The organism is Neobacillus paridis, assembly GCF_016765675.1.
Taxonomy (GTDB): domain Bacteria; phylum Bacillota; class Bacilli; order Bacillales; family Cytobacillaceae; genus Neobacillus; species Neobacillus paridis.
The window spans coordinates 400,151-417,772 of record NZ_JAESWB010000025.1 but is presented as its reverse complement, the minus strand read 5'-3'; the positions used below and the strand labels follow the sequence as shown (position 1 = coordinate 417,772).

Annotated in this window: 21 protein-coding genes; 2 read left to right on the top strand and 19 right to left on the bottom strand. The window is 40.7% G+C overall.

The genetic code is table 11. From position 1 onward, the window contains the following. Nucleotides 1–110: 110 nt before the first annotated feature. The gene (locus JK635_RS04045; protein ID WP_202652597.1) at nucleotides 111–749 is read right to left on the bottom strand and encodes an MBL fold metallo-hydrolase; all 639 of its coding nucleotides are present in this window, start codon (nucleotides 747–749) and stop codon (nucleotides 111–113) included. 220 nt (nucleotides 750–969) lie between these two features. Between JK635_RS04045 and JK635_RS04040 the strand changes: the two genes are divergently transcribed. After that, on the top strand, nucleotides 970–1,146 hold the full coding sequence (locus JK635_RS04040; protein WP_202652595.1) for a DUF2759 domain-containing protein: 177 nt from the start codon (nucleotides 970–972) through the stop codon (nucleotides 1,144–1,146). Nucleotides 1,147–1,300: 154 nt separating this feature from the next. Here the strand turns inward: JK635_RS04040 and JK635_RS04035 are convergent, their stop codons facing one another. From JK635_RS04035 to JK635_RS04025, 3 genes are all read right to left on the bottom strand, one after another. Next, nucleotides 1,301–2,437 (bottom strand): YqgU-like beta propeller domain-containing protein, encoded by a 1,137-nt coding sequence (locus tag JK635_RS04035; protein WP_202652593.1) that lies wholly within the window; start codon nucleotides 2,435–2,437, stop codon nucleotides 1,301–1,303. A 141-nt stretch (nucleotides 2,438–2,578) separates the two neighbouring features. Then, nucleotides 2,579–3,553 (bottom strand): ROK family glucokinase, encoded by a 975-nt coding sequence (locus tag JK635_RS04030; protein WP_202652591.1) that lies wholly within the window; start codon nucleotides 3,551–3,553, stop codon nucleotides 2,579–2,581. A gap of 1 nt (nucleotide 3,554) precedes the next feature. Further along, nucleotides 3,555–3,764, bottom strand: coding sequence for a YqgQ family protein (locus JK635_RS04025; RefSeq protein WP_202652589.1), 210 nt, complete (start codon nucleotides 3,762–3,764; stop codon nucleotides 3,555–3,557). 367 nt (nucleotides 3,765–4,131) lie between these two features. Here JK635_RS04025 and JK635_RS04020 point away from each other — a divergent pair, with 367 nt between their 5' ends. Next, nucleotides 4,132–4,995: a hypothetical protein gene (locus JK635_RS04020; RefSeq protein ID WP_202652588.1), complete on the top strand. Its 864-nt coding sequence runs from the start codon at nucleotides 4,132–4,134 to the stop codon at nucleotides 4,993–4,995. Here the strand turns inward: JK635_RS04020 and JK635_RS04015 are convergent. From JK635_RS04015 to JK635_RS03945, 15 genes are all read right to left on the bottom strand, one after another. After that, nucleotides 4,958–6,520: a rhomboid family protein gene (locus JK635_RS04015; RefSeq protein ID WP_202652586.1), complete on the bottom strand. Its 1,563-nt coding sequence runs from the start codon at nucleotides 6,518–6,520 to the stop codon at nucleotides 4,958–4,960. The two genes, JK635_RS04020 and JK635_RS04015, sit on opposite strands and share 38 nt — an antisense overlap. A 127-nt stretch (nucleotides 6,521–6,647) precedes the next feature. Continuing rightward, nucleotides 6,648–6,842: a protein YqgO gene (gene yqgO / locus JK635_RS04010; RefSeq protein ID WP_202652584.1), complete on the bottom strand. Its 195-nt coding sequence runs from the start codon at nucleotides 6,840–6,842 to the stop codon at nucleotides 6,648–6,650. Nucleotides 6,843–6,948: 106 nt separating this feature from the next. Then, nucleotides 6,949–7,902, bottom strand: a complete 954-nt coding sequence (locus JK635_RS04005) for an L-lactate dehydrogenase (RefSeq protein ID WP_202652734.1) — start codon at nucleotides 7,900–7,902, stop codon at nucleotides 6,949–6,951. Nucleotides 7,903–8,000: 98 nt separating this feature from the next. Next, nucleotides 8,001–8,789: a DUF92 domain-containing protein gene (locus JK635_RS04000; protein WP_202652583.1), complete on the bottom strand. Its 789-nt coding sequence runs from the start codon at nucleotides 8,787–8,789 to the stop codon at nucleotides 8,001–8,003. Continuing rightward, nucleotides 8,786–9,352: a 5-formyltetrahydrofolate cyclo-ligase gene (locus JK635_RS03995; protein WP_202652580.1), complete on the bottom strand. Its 567-nt coding sequence runs from the start codon at nucleotides 9,350–9,352 to the stop codon at nucleotides 8,786–8,788. The genes JK635_RS04000 and JK635_RS03995 overlap by 4 nt, the downstream gene beginning before the upstream one ends. Before the next feature lie 54 nt (nucleotides 9,353–9,406). Then, the gene (rpmG, locus tag JK635_RS03990; protein WP_004435679.1) at nucleotides 9,407–9,556 is read right to left on the bottom strand and encodes a 50S ribosomal protein L33; all 150 of its coding nucleotides are present in this window, start codon (nucleotides 9,554–9,556) and stop codon (nucleotides 9,407–9,409) included. A 55-nt stretch (nucleotides 9,557–9,611) separates the two neighbouring features. Beyond that, complete coding sequence (locus JK635_RS03985) at nucleotides 9,612–10,247, bottom strand: hypothetical protein (RefSeq protein ID WP_202652578.1); 636 nt, start codon at nucleotides 10,245–10,247, stop codon at nucleotides 9,612–9,614. 23 nt (nucleotides 10,248–10,270) lie between these two features. Further along, on the bottom strand, nucleotides 10,271–11,518 hold the full coding sequence (locus JK635_RS03980; protein ID WP_202652576.1) for a glycosyltransferase family 4 protein: 1,248 nt from the start codon (nucleotides 11,516–11,518) through the stop codon (nucleotides 10,271–10,273). Between the two features lie 20 nt (nucleotides 11,519–11,538). Continuing rightward, a complete protein-coding gene (locus tag JK635_RS03975) occupies nucleotides 11,539–12,018 on the bottom strand; it encodes a DUF4912 domain-containing protein (protein WP_202652575.1) in 480 nt (159 codons plus the stop codon). 267 nt (nucleotides 12,019–12,285) lie between these two features. Beyond that, nucleotides 12,286–12,945, bottom strand: coding sequence for a phosphate signaling complex protein PhoU (phoU, locus tag JK635_RS03970; protein WP_202652573.1), 660 nt, complete (start codon nucleotides 12,943–12,945; stop codon nucleotides 12,286–12,288). Nucleotides 12,946–12,950: 5 nt separating this feature from the next. Then, on the bottom strand, nucleotides 12,951–13,724 hold the full coding sequence (pstB, locus tag JK635_RS03965) for a phosphate ABC transporter ATP-binding protein PstB (protein WP_202652571.1): 774 nt from the start codon (nucleotides 13,722–13,724) through the stop codon (nucleotides 12,951–12,953). Between the two features lie 12 nt (nucleotides 13,725–13,736). Further along, entirely contained in the window at nucleotides 13,737–14,558 is an 822-nt protein-coding gene (pstB, locus tag JK635_RS03960; protein ID WP_438803818.1) for a phosphate ABC transporter ATP-binding protein PstB, read from the bottom strand. A 15-nt stretch (nucleotides 14,559–14,573) separates the two neighbouring features. Next, complete coding sequence (gene pstA, locus JK635_RS03955) at nucleotides 14,574–15,461, bottom strand: phosphate ABC transporter permease PstA (protein WP_202652569.1); 888 nt, start codon at nucleotides 15,459–15,461, stop codon at nucleotides 14,574–14,576. Beyond that, nucleotides 15,458–16,381, bottom strand: coding sequence for a phosphate ABC transporter permease subunit PstC (pstC, locus tag JK635_RS03950; RefSeq protein WP_202652567.1), 924 nt, complete (start codon nucleotides 16,379–16,381; stop codon nucleotides 15,458–15,460). Before pstC ends, pstA begins: the two co-directional genes overlap by 4 nt. A gap of 79 nt (nucleotides 16,382–16,460) precedes the next feature. Then, nucleotides 16,461–17,387 carry a phosphate ABC transporter substrate-binding protein gene (locus JK635_RS03945; RefSeq protein ID WP_202652565.1) on the bottom strand — a complete coding sequence of 309 codons (927 nt, stop codon included), beginning with the start codon at nucleotides 17,385–17,387 and terminating at the stop codon, nucleotides 16,461–16,463. Nucleotides 17,388–17,622 lie beyond the last annotated feature (235 nt).

Sequence of the window (17,622 nt, the reverse complement as noted above, 5' to 3'; positions counted from 1 at the left end):
CCCCTCCCATTACATGAATAGAACATCCCCCAGAAAAGCCCTTCACATAAGAAGGGCTTTTCTATTGGCAGTTTGGGCCTATCAGATTGCAGGAGTCTTAGCGATCCTCTTTATAAAAAACCATTCAAGAACGGATTGCTATCCATTTCCGCGGCAATCGTAGTCACTCCCCCATGACCAGGTAATACATACGTTTCCTCCGGAAGTGTTAAAAGTTTATCATGAATACTCTTCAACAACATCGATTGATTTCCGCCCGGCAAATCGGTACGGCCGATACTGCCTTGAAACAAGGCATCCCCCGCGATGACGACTCCTTCATTCTCAAAATAATATGAGACACTTCCTGGTGAATGGCCTGGTGTATGAAAAACCGTCATCGTAAAGTCAGCAATTTTCATTTTCCCTTCATTTTGAATCAGCTGATCAGCAGGATTCACTTTAATAGGTTCGATCACAGAAAAAAACTGCGATCCATTTAAAGCTGGGTCCAAAAGCCATTTTTCCTCCTGTTTATGAACATAAACTGGAATATGGTACGTTTCGCGAATTTCTTCTACAGCACCGATATGATCAAAATGAGCATGGGTTAATAATATTGCTAACGGTTTTAAGCTTCTGGATTGAAGTAAACTGATCAGTTTCTTCGCTTCACCGCCCGGATCGAAGATTAAACACGAGCGATCAGGATTCTCGACGATATAGCAATTTGTTTGTAAGCTCCCTAAGGGAAGTTGTTGCCATTTCATGAACGGTACCTCCAAATTGGAATGACGATAATACTTATTTTAACACTATTCAGCAAAAGAAAAAAAGAAATCATCATGGCTAAATCAAAGCCGCTTATGAATATTACTTTTTTATCCTCGACAAATGTCAGAAAAAAATATAAAATAGGAAAGGAATGTATATAATATTGTTACATAATTTTTTCTAACAATGGGCAATAGCCATAAAGGGGGATTATTCATGGGATTAGTTATTATTTTTGGGTTAGTTACGCTGCTTGCAGCAATTGGTGCATTCACTGCCCTAAAGAATAAAAATCTTTTAGGGGCATTTTGGGGAATTGCTTCATTTGCTGTTTTTGGCTGGTTTACCGTTATGACTGTTATTCATTCAGGATTTCCAACAGGAACTCATTAAATGAACACTCGCCGACTGGCAAGTCCTGAAGGACGATTCATGAGGCGTTGTTGAATTTATGCGACATAGGAAAGAAAAGTGCAAGCGCCTTCGGAACAGGTATAGGTCTTGTTCCTGCAAAAAGACTGTCCAGCGACAGTCTTTTTTTAACTCCTTATTCCTTTAAGGCCTGATAAAGTTTTCTTTCATGAAGATCAATTATTTTTTCAAAACGATTGCCGTATAGAAGCGCTTCTCCGGAAGGAGCAAAAATTACTGGCTCATTTTCCAAGCCCCCCATGATGAGTTGTTTCTCCTCTTTGTTAAGATTATATTTCACAAGGTCAAAACCGCCAGTATAGGTGTCCGCCTCCCCACTATTTCTTGGCTGGAGGGTAATGAAGCTCCCACTGGATTCGTTATAATCAAAATAAGGAACCAGCCAATCTGAAAACTTTGTCAATTGAGGAATTGAAAATGAAAATAATTGCTTAAACTCTCGATCATAGAAGGAATAAATCGCATTGGATCGTTGTTGATCGTTGACTGTTATTGTCATCAGCAGATGAGGAAATGCTGAGAATTGGATCAGATCCTTAAACAAAGGTGTCTCTTTTCCTGTCTTTAAGTCCTTCCTGATCAGCGGGGCAACTAATACAGGTTGTTCCTTATCCCAATTTACATAGGCCAGTTGGGTTTGAGACAACCACTTTATAAAAGGCTGTGACAGGGAAAGCTTAGTAGTCTCATTATTTTTTAGATCCATTAATAGTACTTTAAAGGTCCAATCCTCGGCAAATTCAGTAATCAGTACTTTCGACTCATCATAAGGATTCCATTCATATGCTAATTCATGAGAAACAAGTACTTTCTTAAGCAGCACTGTTCCATTCATATCAATAATTGTGACCACTCCCTCGTATGTTGAAGGAGAAGAGTGAATTAACAGATACTTTTTGGCAGGGCTGATCTGCAAGGAAACGATAGGATGATCACTATGAAAAATCAATTCGCTTTTTCCCGATAAAAGATCATAGCGATAGACATTTGATGATTGCTGAAGATTGGTTATGTAAAGAATTTGGGTATCTGTAAGCCAGCCAGCAATTTTATCAAATTCACCTTCTGGAATGGCAATCGGTAATTTCCATTCCCTAACATGTGAAGCAGGAATGTCTTTGGTTTTTTCAGTTGCCACCGGAACACTCACTTTTGGTTTTTCCGGTTCCTGTTGCATGCAGGCACTTAATAGCAGGGGTATTACAACAAAAAGAATCGCCAAATCAGACAAGTTTTTATGTAATCGAAGCATTTTCCCCCTCCCCCAATTTTCTCTATCTATTAATACGAATAAAATGGCAAATATGTTTCAAATTTTTCTGAATTATTTCAGAGACAGGAAATAAGTCCTACATTTAAGATTATCCAAATAAAAAGCCTGCAGGCAGGCTTTTTAGCTTTCAATCTTTTCTTTTATCAACCAGGCGGCACCGATTACTCCGGCATCATTCCCTAATGTAGCAAGTGTCAGCTTTGTTGAGGCGCGTACCGCGGAAAAGGCAAAACGTTCAAATTGTTCTCTTACAGCTTTCAGCAAGATATTGCCTGCTTTTGAAACACCGCCGCCCAGAACGATTTTTTCTGGATTTAAGGTATTAGCGATGTTGGCCAATGCCAATCCTAAATAGAAAGCGACCTCATCCAAAACATGATTAGCTAATACATCCTGATTTCGGGCACAATCGAAGACATCTTTTGCCGAAATATAGCCATTGGCCGTATATTTTTCGGCAAGTTCCCCTGCCATTGTCGGCTTTGCAAGTACTTCCTTCGCTAACCTAACAATTCCGGTTGCAGAAGCCACTGTTTCCAGACAGCCTGTCTTTCCACAGTTACACTGAGCCCCCCCAGAAGGAATAACGGTAATATGACCGATTTCACCCGCAGCACCATTCATTCCTTGGACTATCTTTCCGTTGGTGATGACACCACCGCCAACCCCAGTTCCTAAGGTGACACAAACAAGTTCCTTTGCCCCATTCCCGGCACCCTTCCACATCTCGCCTAAAGCAGCACAGTTGGCATCATTTTCAATGATGGCCGGAAGCGCTGTCGCTGCTTCAAGATAATCCTTTAGCGGAAAATTATCATGCCAGCCCAAGTTTACTGCATTTAAGATGACACCTGTTTTATAATCCACAGGTCCCGGTGCTCCCATACCAACACCAAGCAGCTGATCCTTCTTCTGACCCAGGTTTCCCAGCTTTTCAGTGATTGAATTAGCAATATTTCTCGTTATATTTTTTCCTTTATCAGTATTGTCTGTGGGGATTTCCCATTTCTCAATAATTTCTCCGTCCAATGTTATGAAAGCAATCTTAGTGGTCGTGCCACCTAAATCAACGCCGGCTATCCATTGTTTTGTCAACTTATTTCACCTGTCTTTTATCTTTTTCCATTTGGATTTCATGTCTTAACAGCAAAAGGGCGCTCTGGTATTCACGAGGTTCGATTAATTGTGATTGATACAATTCCTTTAATTCCACTTCCATTAATTCAAGGTCCGCAATCCGATCACCAATATAAATGATTGTCCCAAATTGTTTAAGATACTGCTGTATATCATAGATTGTTTTCATTGAAATGTGCCACCTGCCTTTCATTTCTTCTTTGTTACCCTTAAAGCGGAGAAGCAAATGACCTTTTTGGCGGTCGCCCGTAAACAGCTTGAAGATAATAACGTAATACTGAGCCCTCTTTCCATTCAAAGTATAACCTATGACAAAACGAATCCTCAAGGGCAATATACTCTTTCATGTTTAATTGAAAACTTGCCGACTGGCAAGTCCTTAAGGACGTTCATGAGTCCTAGTTGAATGTATGCGACATCGGAAAGAAACATTAATAGTCATGAAATTGTCCTTTTCTTGTCATTGGCTGCTTCATTTTCCCATATAACAATAGTAGGACAAACACATCTCTGTCCCGGGAAGGATGAAAGCAAAAATGAAAAGGGTTTACATTTTAGTCGGGATGATGATTCTTTTCTCGGCATTTTATACAATTAAAGAGCATCTAAAACAACCGAAAGCACTTGAAAGTATTACCTTCTTTCCAATTGCGACAAATGTTACGTTTAAAACCGCCAGTACTTCACTTAACCTAACCGGGCAAAAAATTTTATGGAGGATTCACTCAACACTTGACCGCCAAGCTTATTTACGCCAAGATGCCGGCTTGTTGTATTCGAACGGCCGGCTCATTGGTACGTTAGCTGACTGGAAGCAGCATACGGACAGCCTATCGCAAACGAAAGCAATCCCCGCTTTAGAAAACGCTTTGTGGCAAGCAATCACTTTCCACCATGCTGAATTGCATGAAAAAGGCGAAGACATTTTCAGTGCACAACGGATGACACAGGATCAGCTATACGTAATCAAGCAAACTACAGACAGCTATATTGGCTTCCATACCCCCAAGACGGCCGCCCAAAACCGTTGGAAAACCAACCTGGATGAACAAACGCGGCGAATGATGCAATACAGTCTAAATAAAGGTGTCAGGCACTACCGCATTCACCTAGACGAATATGATGTATATCCGTTGGATGTTTTTTCCAAAATGGCCAGCAACCACTTCCCCGGTTTTAACAAAGAAGAAACAGCCATGTTCATTGGCCGTCTGTGGGAAGGGCTTTATAAAAATTATTTACTTGGAATCAAGAAACAGGATGGTACAATAATAGATCCCAAAGGCAGTACCCTCCCGCTCATTTTAATAGCAAAAGATAAAACCCATTTACTGGTGTTAACCGAAACAGCCAAAGGTGAACCTATTCTCCTGCGTCAGATGATTGAAGGTGTTGATTAATTTCCCGCACCAAGTTTTTGTAATCATTGCGATCTGGTTTCAGTTTTGCCGCCTTTTCGGCGTTCATCTTCGCTGCTTCTATATCATTTTGTTCAAGATTGATTAGAGCCAGATTATAATAGGCTTCATGAAATTTTGGATTAAGGTTAATCGCTTTTTGTAAATGTAATTTTGCATCGGGGAGCAGTCCCTTTTTTATTTCTGCATAGGATAACAGAAAATATGTCTTATCCGTTGGCTGGTCAGCACTCTTTTCAAAATCTTTTAACGTACGATAGGCAGCATCATAATTTTTTTGCTTAAGATATTCTTGGGCCATCATCAGGGCTGAAGTTTCATCCTGTGATTTGACTGCCGGACTATATCCGTATGACAGGGCTCCCCACGTTATCGCGACGGAAATAATAAGGAAAAGCATTTGCAACAGCCATTTCTTTCTCTTTGGAAAATGTACAATACCTGCAGCCAGAAAGCCGCCTGCTAACCCGCCCAAATGACCAGCATTGTCAATACTAGGCGCCGTGAAGCTAAAAATCAGGTTAATTCCCAGCACAACCAGCAGATTCATGCCCATTGTTCGGGAAAATAATTTGGGATAAATCATACCGAAATAAAGCAAGGCCCCAAAACAGCCATAAATCGCTCCGCTGGCGCCGGCAGATAAATTTGTGCTAAATATAAAGCTGGCGATAAACCCTATTACCCCGGCAAAGAGATAAATAAACAAGAAACGCAGTTTGCCAAAGATGCGTTCAACGGTGATTCCTAAATAATATAAGGCCATTGTATTAAACAGTAAATGCAAGAAGCCAATATGCAGAAAAATTGGCGTAAAAAAGCGCCACCACTCTCCATCATAAATGAGTTGGTTTACTTTTGCTCCAAATTTAATAAGTGTGGAAGTATTCGTACTCCCGCCGCTTATTTCCATCAACACAAATACGGCTACTTGAATGGCGATCAACACATATGTAAAAAAGGGCTTGCTGTTAAAAAGAATAGCTCTATCGGCTTTTTCTTTATTCATGGCTAAAGATAAAGTTTCTGCCTTTAGTGTCTGAACGTCATACTCGGTATACTCCGCAGCGATAGGAAATTGAGTCGGGTGCTGCATTGCCTCTGATAGAAATTGAAACCCTTGATCGATCAAACCTTGTGCCAACAAAATGGTCCGTACCGTTGTTTTATTTCCTTGAGGATGCACATATGGGTGTTCAATCCGAAATTCATATTCATCAACGGGTGGATATTCACTAATATAAAGGTTTAAAATGGGCAGTTCCCGCCGGTTCAGCTGCTGCCGAACTCGTTCACCATTGGCAGCGGTAAACTCAATATCCCGTTGTAAAACATTGCTCCAATCTAAATCCTGAAGTCTAAGCCGAATAATCGGAACTGCTTTATTTTCAAGTTTTTCAAGCCAGAGTTCCTGATGATTTTCAAACAATTGAATAATCCGATAACCATAGTCCGCAATAAAACTATGCGCCAATTTCCAAAAAATATATTCCTCTCTACTCTTCATCTCTCCCCTGCTTTCTACAATATTTCCTTCTTTCATTATAATCGAAAACAAGAAGTGAGATGAAACAAACATCCTTTATCAATGCAATTAAAAATCAGTGAATTAAAAATAAAACCATCTGAGGCGTTTACCATTCAGATGGTTTTCCAAATACAGACTGCATTAATTTGTTTTTTACTCCCGGTAACCCCATCATGGATGCAACTGCAAGCCGGCGCAGCCAGGTAGATGCAAGCAGTAAGTTCATGATTCTGAATCGATAGCGGTAGATAAAATAGCCAATCGACCCAATCATTAATATCGATGAAATCATACGTGACATCGCCAATCCCTCCTGACCTTATTCTGTGAAAAGAACTTTATTTTTATCCATAGTTAGTAAAAGAGGGATTGATTTCAATTAATGAAACCAATCCCCAATCTTATCGTCAATCATTTGCCACCACAGGGGCCATCGTTTCCTTTAATACTTTAACTGAATGCTCAAACTTTTGCTTCTCCTCATCATTTAAATCCATCTCAATTACTTCTCTCACACCATCCCGATTTACTACCGCAGGTACACCAATAAAAATATCTTTCTGTCCATATTCGCCATCAAGATAGGCAGAAACTGTCAGTACGGCGTTTTCATTATGGAGAATAGCCTTCGTTAATCTCAGAAGACTCATGGCAATCCCGTAAAAGGTTGCTCCTTTTTTCTCAATAATTTGATAGGCGGCATCGCGAACATTTAAAAAGATAGCGTCTAAATCCGCCTGATCATATTTATGTTTATATTTCGTCCATTCTGAAATCGAAGTGCCGGCAATATCGGCATGGCTCCAAACCGGCAGTTCTGTATCTCCATGTTCGCCAATAATATAGGCATGAACATTGCGTGAATCCACATCGAAATAATCACCAAGTAAGAAGCGGAAACGGGCGGTATCCAATATCGTCCCGGAACCAATGACCCTTTCCTTAGGCAGACCGGAAAATTTCCAGACAGCATATGTGAGGATATCGACAGGATTCGTTGCTACAACAATAATTCCATCGAATCCACTGGCCATAATTTCGCCAACAATCCCTTTAAAAATACGGGTATTTTTCTCAACCAAGTCTAATCTTGTTTCACCGGGCTTTTGATTAGCTCCAGCGGTTATGACGACTATATCAGCCTCATCGCAATCGGCATAACTGCCATGCCAAATTTTTGTACTTGTAGGAGCAAACGGAAGTCCGTGATTTAAATCCATCGCATCTCCTTCGGCTTTATCCTTATTTATATCAATTAACACCAATTCTTCCGTTATTCCTTGATTTAACAGTGCAAAGGCATAACTTGAACCAACAAACCCTGTTCCAATTACAGCCACCCGATTCACTCGACTCAACATCATAATCCCCCTTCATTTGTGCCTCAATATTTACCTTTCAAAATTAGATTGTACATTTTTAGGCAATATATTTTATAATGAAAAACTTATTTTATCAATTACTGTATTTGAAAATAAAAAAATATAGCCAAAAGGGAAGCGAAAGCACCTGATAAAAAGTTTACCATATCATTATCAACACATGAAATCCCCTTGATGCGTACCGCTGGCAGACCGCAATGGACCGTTTTCTCCGTTTTTATTCCACAATTCTGGCAAACATAAAGCTGTTGATAATAGGCCCCAATCAAAGTATCAATCACGTTACCAAGATAACCAGAGAGAAAAATAACCCATCCAAGCAGCAATGGCAGGTTAAAAACTAATATACTCATCAAGGCGATCAATAACGAACCTAATATTGCCGCGACTGTTCCCAGTCCGCTTACCGCACCTGATGTGCCCTTTTCCACTCGTTTCCACGTTCGAATATAGAGCGGATTTTGTTTGCTTAAACTGCCGATCTCTGATGCCCATGTATCTGAATTAGCACTGGCAAGGGCCGCCGTAAATCCAACGATAAACAATGGGGATGGCTGATAAAAATAGAGGACGCTGTATAGTGCTGCCGCGCCTCCATTTGCAAGCACTTGCCGCCAATCTCTTGTTGCTCCTTTTGCCAGCTTTTCTTCCATTTTCATTTTCAAGGCGCTTTTATATTTTGACCAATAACTTGACGAAGCAAAAAAAATCCCCAGCAGCAATAAGCCTTTCATTTCAAACCCAGAATAGACAGCACAGCCAACAATGATCGCAGCAACGGTACCAGAACGGCTTAAAGATTTGGAATAATATCCGGCAATGGCCATGCTTGCAATAAAGAAAAAAAACAACATTGCTATGATCATACGATTTCTATAACTTCTTTCGGAGTAATAATTTTGCTAACAGGAAGATCGTATTCGCCAACCGGAAAATCGGAAATCAGCTGTTCGGTAAAAGCAAGCGATATGGTGTTTCCGGAATATCCCGATAGATATCGATCATAATAGCCGCCGCCGAATCCAATTCGAAAACCGTTTCTTGTATAGGCTACCCCGGGAACAATAATCAAATCCATTTCCTCTTTGGCCACTTCCGTTGTTACTTCAACAATTGGCTCTAATAATCCGTAGTAAACAGACTCAAGTTGAGAAAATTCAGTCACTGTTCTAAACGTCATGCGCTTATCGTTTGGATGACATTTTGGCACGGCGACGGTTTTTCCCAGCTCCCATGCCTTACGGATCAATTGGTATGTATCCACTTCAGGGGGTCTGGAAATGGTGATTCCAATAACATCAGCTTGTTTCCATACATCTAATTCATATAGTCTAGAAGCAATTTTATATGAATAATCCTCGTAGAGTGGTTTTGGAATCTTGTTAAGAACCTCTCTAACTTTTTGCCGAATTGAATTTTTATCGTTCATTTCAAACCCTCCTGTACTAATGTACAAAAAAACAGCAAGGAATTTCCCTGCTGTTTACTTTGTTTCACGGTGTAACGTTGTACGTTTTTCTCTTGGGCAATATTTCTTAAGCTCAAGACGATCTGGATTGTTACGTTTATTTTTTGTTGAAATATAGTTACGGTCTCCACATTCAGTGCAAGCTAACGTAATATTCACACGCATGTTCATTTCCCTCCAAACGATTAAGCTTGTTCGTTCATACGACTTTTCTATAATATCATTTTTCAATCGGAAATGCTAGTGGATTTTTCAGAAGGGCTTGTTCAAATGCCGCTACATCGTGTTTCTTATTTCCCGAAATGCTCCAAGTGGCTATTTTCTCGGTCTTTTTTGGATCAATCGCCATTTTTATTGCGAGAATGCTGGCAGCCGAACCTTTTGCCATAGGCTGAAACTTTAACTCTCCTGTTTTAACCGAATGCCAAATTTGATCGCTAAATACATCCCACAATGGAACGGTTGTATATTCCTTCTTCCCTGCCCCAGTTGTCAGCAAGTTCATTAAGCACACAGTCTGATTAGCAAGATGGAAAATCCGCTGATCTGTTGGCGATACAAATGTCAGGCAGTCATGATGGACATTCTGAAAGTGATGCAAAGCCAAAAATTTTATGTCCTTCGTTTGGCGGCTGTGATTGCTTATATATATATGATGAAAATCAACTTTTGAGTGTATTTGCTTATCCGTTACTTTAATGACCAACTCTTCCTCATAAAGTACTTTCTCTGTCTGATTTGGCAGCCAGAAATACTTACCATTCACCCAAAGACCTGGAATAAATTGAACCTTACCAACGCTTGGCTCTTGTTTCAATAACTGCTTACATTTTTGTAATTCGGTCATATTCACCATAGCACTATTCACCTTTTAAATAATTAATTTATATTGCAGCGGTTTAACTCACCGGTATCTCCAATAGTCATCAGTTTCATGACCCTGCTCGTGTCAGAAGCAATCTGTCCCCAATCATATAAACTTCTAACGACTTCATGACCTTTTAACGCGATATTTTTTGCCAGCTGCCTATGTTTGCGAAGGAACTCAATTTGCTCAAGCAAGCTAAAGGGATCATCAGGATTCATTATCATTCCGGTTTGTAAATGGGTAATAATCCCTTTCATTCCACCAATATTGGAAACAATGACGGGTTTTTCCTGAGCCAATGCTTCAAGAGCAACGATTCCGAAGGGTTCGTACAAGCTGGGGATCACCATCATTTCACAGTTCTGAATCAAGCTGAATTTTTCCTCTTCGGTCACATAGCCGATAAAGGCAACATACTGAGCTAAATTCCTTTCCATGATCTGTTTTCTATATATTTCAAGCATCGGGCCTTCCCCGGCGATCACAAAAAAGTAATCATGGTTCATTGCTTTGGCGATCTCCGCAGCCTTTATAATGGTTTCAAACCCCTTTTCCCTCACGATTCTTCCAATCGAAAAAATATATTCTCTTCTCGTCAATTCGGGGAAAACCTTAGCGGCACTTGTTTTGATCATTGAAAGATGAATTCCATTCGGAATAACTGTTAATTTTTTTTCTTCAACCTGAAAGAGCGTCATCAGCGATTCCTTCATATATTCGCTGCAAACGATTAGGTGATCTGAAGCCGATATTAATTGAACCTCCCTCTCATGGATAAAATTTTGCATTTCTGTATGAATTCCTTGATTTCTTCCATGTTCGGTGGCATGAATCGTGGTCAAAAGGGGAATGCTTAGCACTTCCTTGAGAGCCATCGCGGCTGACCCAACAAGCCAATCATGTGCATGGATGATGTCAAAGGGAATCTCACTAGCTAATAATTCGCCTTTTAATGCCATTGCGACATTAAGTCCACCGATCCATGCAAGGAATTGATCATCATGTTCATTTACCGGCCTAACCCGATGCACATGCACCGCTTCTTTCCATTCATAGTTCGGCCATTCCCGATCACCCGCTGTTAACACATGAATTTCATGGCCTTGTCTCGCCAATCGAGTGGCCAATCCATAAACATGCCTTGAAAGCCCCCCTACGACATTTGGGGGATACTCCCAGCTAAGCAGCAATATTTTTAAGCATCGCTTATGCAGCCAACCTTGATCGATCTTAGCCTTTTGTGGTATAGCATTGACCATCTTTGTCCCTCCAAAGATCTTTAGTCTTCATAATAACTGTAGGTACTAACCAATTTTCTCCACTTTGGAGAAGGAACCTGATTCACATTCATTTCCGACTGCTGTTTGATTACCTGGCTGCTTTTCATGTTAAGATTAGGAGTTTGGAGACAATTGGATCTAAAAAGGGGAAAGTAGCCAGCGGTTGGAATGAGTACTGCTAATTCCGCTATATAGCTTCGATTTGCCGCTAAACCTTTGATAAACCACTGTCCATTGTTTAAAGGAATGCTGACTTCATAAAAATGATGGGCATTTTTTCCGTCAAAGATGATGTCGGTTACATCATAGATCCTTATCAGTGCAACAAGGTCTCTAAAACAAACGGAAAAGTACGATTCGATTACTTTTTTGGTAATCAATGTAATATCCCATAAGAGAACTAGTTTATCGGCTGTTACCCACTGGATATGAAGCTCCCCTTGTAAAGGCTGTTTCAGATTAATATTTTGCTCAGACATGTTTTCCTCCGACTACCAAATCACTAGTATATGCTTAATTGGAAAAAATATGAATTGCTGTTTCAACATAATCGTACCATCATTATGAGAGTTGGACAATAAACGTAAATTGTCGGATTCTGCTTTTTTTAACAGGATATGAGAAAGAAGTATGGGGGAACGGTCAGATATCATGAGGTCAAAACACTTGCTTTGACCAAGTGGGATCTTCCTAAAGTAAAAAAGATGAGAGTGCGCTTATCTCATCTTTCGAATGATAGGATTTAATTAATCATTGAGATTGTATCGTTTTCCTGTTTCAAGATAAACAATATTTTCAGCTATATTCGTAGCGTGGTCAGCAATTCTTTCAATATAACGGCAGACATAGGCTAATTGAATGATCTGATTGGTAAAATCGGGGTTTTTCGGGATATAGGTTAATAGTTCTTGTACTAGCTCCCCAAACATTTTATCAACCTGATCATCCTTTTGCGCGCATTTTTTGGCAAGTGCAGGATCTTCGGAATAAAAGGCGGTGATCGCATCGGTCAGCATTTCTAACGCTACTTCCATCATCTGAGGGATATCGATTAGTTCTTTCACATGCTGCTCATTCCCGATTTGAACGGTTGATTTGGCAATGTTTACGGCAATATCACCTAACCGTTCTACCTCGGATGAGACTTTTAACGCCACATGCAGCCTCCGCAAATCTTTTGCAACCGGGGATTGGCGGGCAATCAGCATCAATGCTTTTTCATGAATTTCATATTCAAGGTCATCGATAAGATGATCACCATTAATAACCTTATTTGCTAGTTCAACATCACGGTTTAACAATGACAGCATCGCATTTTTAACAGCTGTTTCTGCTTCCCCGGCCATTTTTAATTGCAGCGTTTTTAATTCTTGTAAACTTTGATCAAAATTGGCTCTCGTATTCATTTATATCACCCAAATCTTCCTGTAATATAGTCTTCCGTCCGCGAATCTTTTGGCGTCGAGAAAATTTTAGAGGTTTCCGCAAACTCAATTAATTCTCCCATTAAGAAGAAGGCGGTTCGATCGGAAACCCTTGCTGCCTGCTGCATATTATGGGTCACAATGACAATCGTATATTTTTCCTTCAATTCAAAAATGAGTTCCTCAATTTTCAAAGTTGAAATTGGGTCAAGCGCGGATGTTGGCTCATCCATTAATAACACATCCGGTTTTGTCGCTAATGCTCTCGCAATACATAACCTTTGCTGCTGTCCCCCTGACAATCCTAATGCCGGAGCGTTTAAACGATCCTTCACTTCATTCCATAACGCCACATCCATTAACGCTTTTATGACCAATTCGTCAAGATGCTTTTTCTTCTTGATTCCATGAATTCTTGGTCCATAGGCGACATTATCATAAATCGACTGTGGGAACGGATTCCCCTTTTGGAAAACCATGCCGACATGTTTACGTAATTCAACTAAATCTGTTTTGGAATGCAAAATATTTTGCCCGGCAAAATTCACTTCACCGGTTATTTTGACATTCGGAATCATTTTATTCATCAGGTTTAAGGTTTTTAAAAAGGTGGACTTGCCGCAGCCTGACGGTCCAATCATCGCGGTAACTTCCTTCTTTTGAATCGGAAAATAGACCCCCTTTAAAGCGTGATGGTCACCATACCACAGGTTTAGATCCTTCACATCAAAGATATTTCTTGTTAACGTCTGGATTGCCATGAGTTCTCCCCCTTATCCGAACCGTCCGGAAATGTATTCTTCTGTCTTTTGAACAGATGGGTTGGTAAAGATTTTTTCCGTGTGGTCATATTCAATTAAATCGCCGTTTAAAAAGAATGCGGTTTTATCGGAAATACGGGATGCCTGCTGCATATTATGGGTGACAATAATAATCGAATAATCCTTCTTTAAATCAACAATTAAGTCTTCGACCTTTGCGTTGGAAATCGGGTCTAACGCAGATGACGGCTCATCCAGCAGGATGACAGTTGGTTTCATTGCAATCGTTCTGGCAATGCAAAGCCGCTGCTGCTGTCCGCCTGAAAGGGAGAATGCCGATTTTTCAAGCCTGTCCTTGACTTCATCCCACAAAGCGGCCTTTCGTAAACTTTCCTCAACAATCTCATCCAGTTGGCTTTTCTTCTTAATGCCGGCAAATTTTAAGGCATGAGTAATATTTTCATAAATGGATTTAGGAAAAGGATTTGGTCTTTGAAACACCATGCCAATTTCCTTGCGAAGCGCCACCACGTTGATATTCTCAGCCAAAATATTAAGCCCTTCATAAATGATTTCTCCTTTTGCAAAAGCACCGGGGATGAGGTCATTCATCCGATTAATGCTGCGTAAAAAAGTGGACTTGCCGCAGCCTGAAGGACCAATTAATGCCGTTACGGCATTTTTTTCAATCTCCATGGAAATTCCATTTACCGCCCGGTTTTCACCATAGAAAATCTCTAAATTGTTAATTGATAAAATATTTTCCTGCCGGTTTATTTGCTGAACCGGTACAGTTGCTTCCATCGTTGTTCTCTCCTTTAAGGCTGTTACCATTCGACTCCCACCTTCTTATTTAGTTGCTGTGATCCGCTTATGAATGATCCTGCCTATCCAGCGGGCCGCTAAATTAAAAATTAGTACCGAAATAACGAGTACAGCAGCAGAACCGCTTGAAACGGCCTCTACATCGGGGATTAACCCTTGGGTATTCACCGACCAGATATGAACCGCCAATGTCTCCGCCGGGCGGAAAATATTCAATGGTGATTGTTCTGAAAATGGATTCCAGTTTGTGTAATCCAGTCTTGGTGTCGAAAGCCCGGCTGTAAATAATAGAGCTGCTGCTTCACCAAACACTCGTCCTGCTGCAAGAATAGCCCCGGTTAAAATCGCTGGAAAGGCCGTTGGCAAAATAACCGTTTTAATCGTATGCCAATGAGTAATTCCCAAAGCAAGGCTTGCTTCTTTCAAATCTTGCGGCACCGCCCTGATCGCATCTTCCGTCGTACGTACCATCGTCGGCAGATTGAATACCGTCAGTGCCAATGCCCCGCCTAGTATCGTATAACCCCAGCCGGTGGTGTTGACAAATACCAATAAGCCAAACATCCCAATGACAATCGATGGCAAGGAGGATAATACCTCAATACAAGTCCGAATGAGATCTGTTATCTTCCCTGGTTTTGCATATTCAGCCATATAAATCCCGCCGCCGACCCCGATCGGAACGGTAATCAACATCGTAATCAACAAAATATAAAACGAATTAAACAATTGGTCACGGATTCCGCCACCAGCCCTTACGTTACTTGAAGGAGTTGTTAAAAAATCAAACGAAATATACTTAAACCCGTTTACGAAAATATAGAAAAATAGTCCGGCGAGAATGGCCGTTATCATAATGGCGATGGTGATAAAAACTCCTGTCGCTAGACGATCGGCTGTTTTACTATTCATCGTAACTTCCTCCTTGATGATAAATAGCGAATCAGAAGGATAAACGCGAAGGACATAATTAATAGAATAAGCCCCATCGACCAAAGCGTGTTATTCTCGACGCTGCCATATGTGGTATGTCCCATATTTAAGGTAATAATAGTCGTTAATGTTGCAGATGCATCCAGAATACTATTCGGCATATCTCGTACGTTGCCGATAACCATTTGAACGGCTAAGGCTTCACCGAAAGCCCTGGCCATCCCAAGAATAATCGCGGTTAACAATGAGGGCAGCGCCGCTGGTACTAATACTTTGCGAATCGTCTGCCATCTTGTCGCCCCTAAAGCATAGGAGCCTTCGCGCAAATGATTCGGAAGTGAACTCATGGCATCCGTCGCGATTGTCGTAATGGTAGGTAAAATCATAATTGCAAGGACAATCATTCCGGAAAGCAGGCTAAATCCTAATCCGCCGACATGCTCCCTGATAAAAGGAACCAAAACAGTCAGTCCGATAAATCCGTAGACGACTGAGGGAATTCCAACGAGCAGTTCTACAACTGGCTGGAGAATTTTTCTCCCCCAGGATGGGGCTATTTCCGTCATAAAGATCGCACCACCGATCCCTAAAGGTGCAGCAACAAGAGCTGCGAGAATGGTAACAGCAAAGGATCCGAAGATAAACGGCAGCACACCATATGCCGGATTTGCTTTATTGGTGGGGTCCCATTTACTGCTTGTGAGAAACTCGATAATGCTGATCCCGTTTTTGGTAAATGACTGCAGTCCCTTCGTGCTTAGAAAAATCGTAATGGCAATTGTGGCTGTTATCATGATGACAGCACATAATATAACAAACAATTTCCCGCGAAATTCCCCACCAAGTCTGCTACTCTTTGATTTAAGTAATCTATTTTGTGCTGGAAGAAGTTTTTCCATATCCAACCAAACTCCTCTTATATACGTTGTAACAGGGTAAACGCACAGGAGCATTTACCCTGTTATTTTTTCCTTTACATTAAATATCTTTTTGGTTGCCTTTAGCATCGCGTTCTACTTTCATTTTTGTAACAGGCAGATAGCCTTGTTCTTTTAATAAAGTATTTTGAATATTGTCGGACATCAGATAATCCAAGAACGCTTTTGCTAATCCTTCCGCTTCCCCTTTTGTATAAGAATGCTGATAGGCCCAAATTGGGAATTTACCGGATTGAACATTCTCTTCAGTTGGTTTTACACCATCAATGGCAAGCGGTGTTACTGAATCGTCAGTGAAGTAAGAGAATGCCAGATAACCAATTGCACCTTCCGTTTCACTGATAATCTTTTTAACGGTATTTGAAGAATCTTCCGTAATTCCTTCAGCAGGTGTTGCACCGTCAAGGGCAAATTGATTAAAGACTGCACGAGTACCAGAGGAATCAGGACGGTTGACTAAAACGATTTTTTGATTCTCTCCGCCAAGTTCTTTCCAGTTGGTGATTTTGCCAGTAAATACTTTGATTAAATCTTCTTTTTTAATATCTTTAATGCCAACTTTAGGGTTCACAGCAGCCGTCATGCCGACAACCGCTACTTTATGGTCAACAAGCTGGTCAGCTGGAACACCTTCTTTTTCTTCCGCGAATACATCTGAGTTACCGATTTGAACGGATCCCTCAGCAACCTGGGAAAGGCCTGTTCCTGAACCGCCGGCATTGACTTGAATATCGACTTTAGGATTTTCAGCCATAAACTCCTCTGCAGCTGCTGCAACCAACGGCTGCATTGCGGATGAACCGGAAATTACTAGTGAGCCTGAAAGCTCTTCCGTTTTTTGCGCTGGATTATCTTTTTTATCTGTACCTTCCTTGCTGCCATTCGTTCCTTTTCCTCCACAGGCAGCTGAAAAAATAATTAACGCAGTTAATAATGTCAGCAGGCTGAACTTCTTTAAACTTTTCATTTCCTTTATTCCCCCTAAGGTTTATTGTTTAATCATGATTATCTGTCTTACATCTTTAGAATAAAGGACGACTGTAAACAGCGTTTTAATCGGTTGTAAAGCATCTGTAAATCTATATTAAGATTTTGTAAATGGAAGAAACTGCAGTTGAGTTCACTCAGGAGAATCATGAGGTACTTTGGGGATGCTTTTTTAAAAAAACCCGTCTCAAATTTGAGACAGGTTTTAGGGAAAC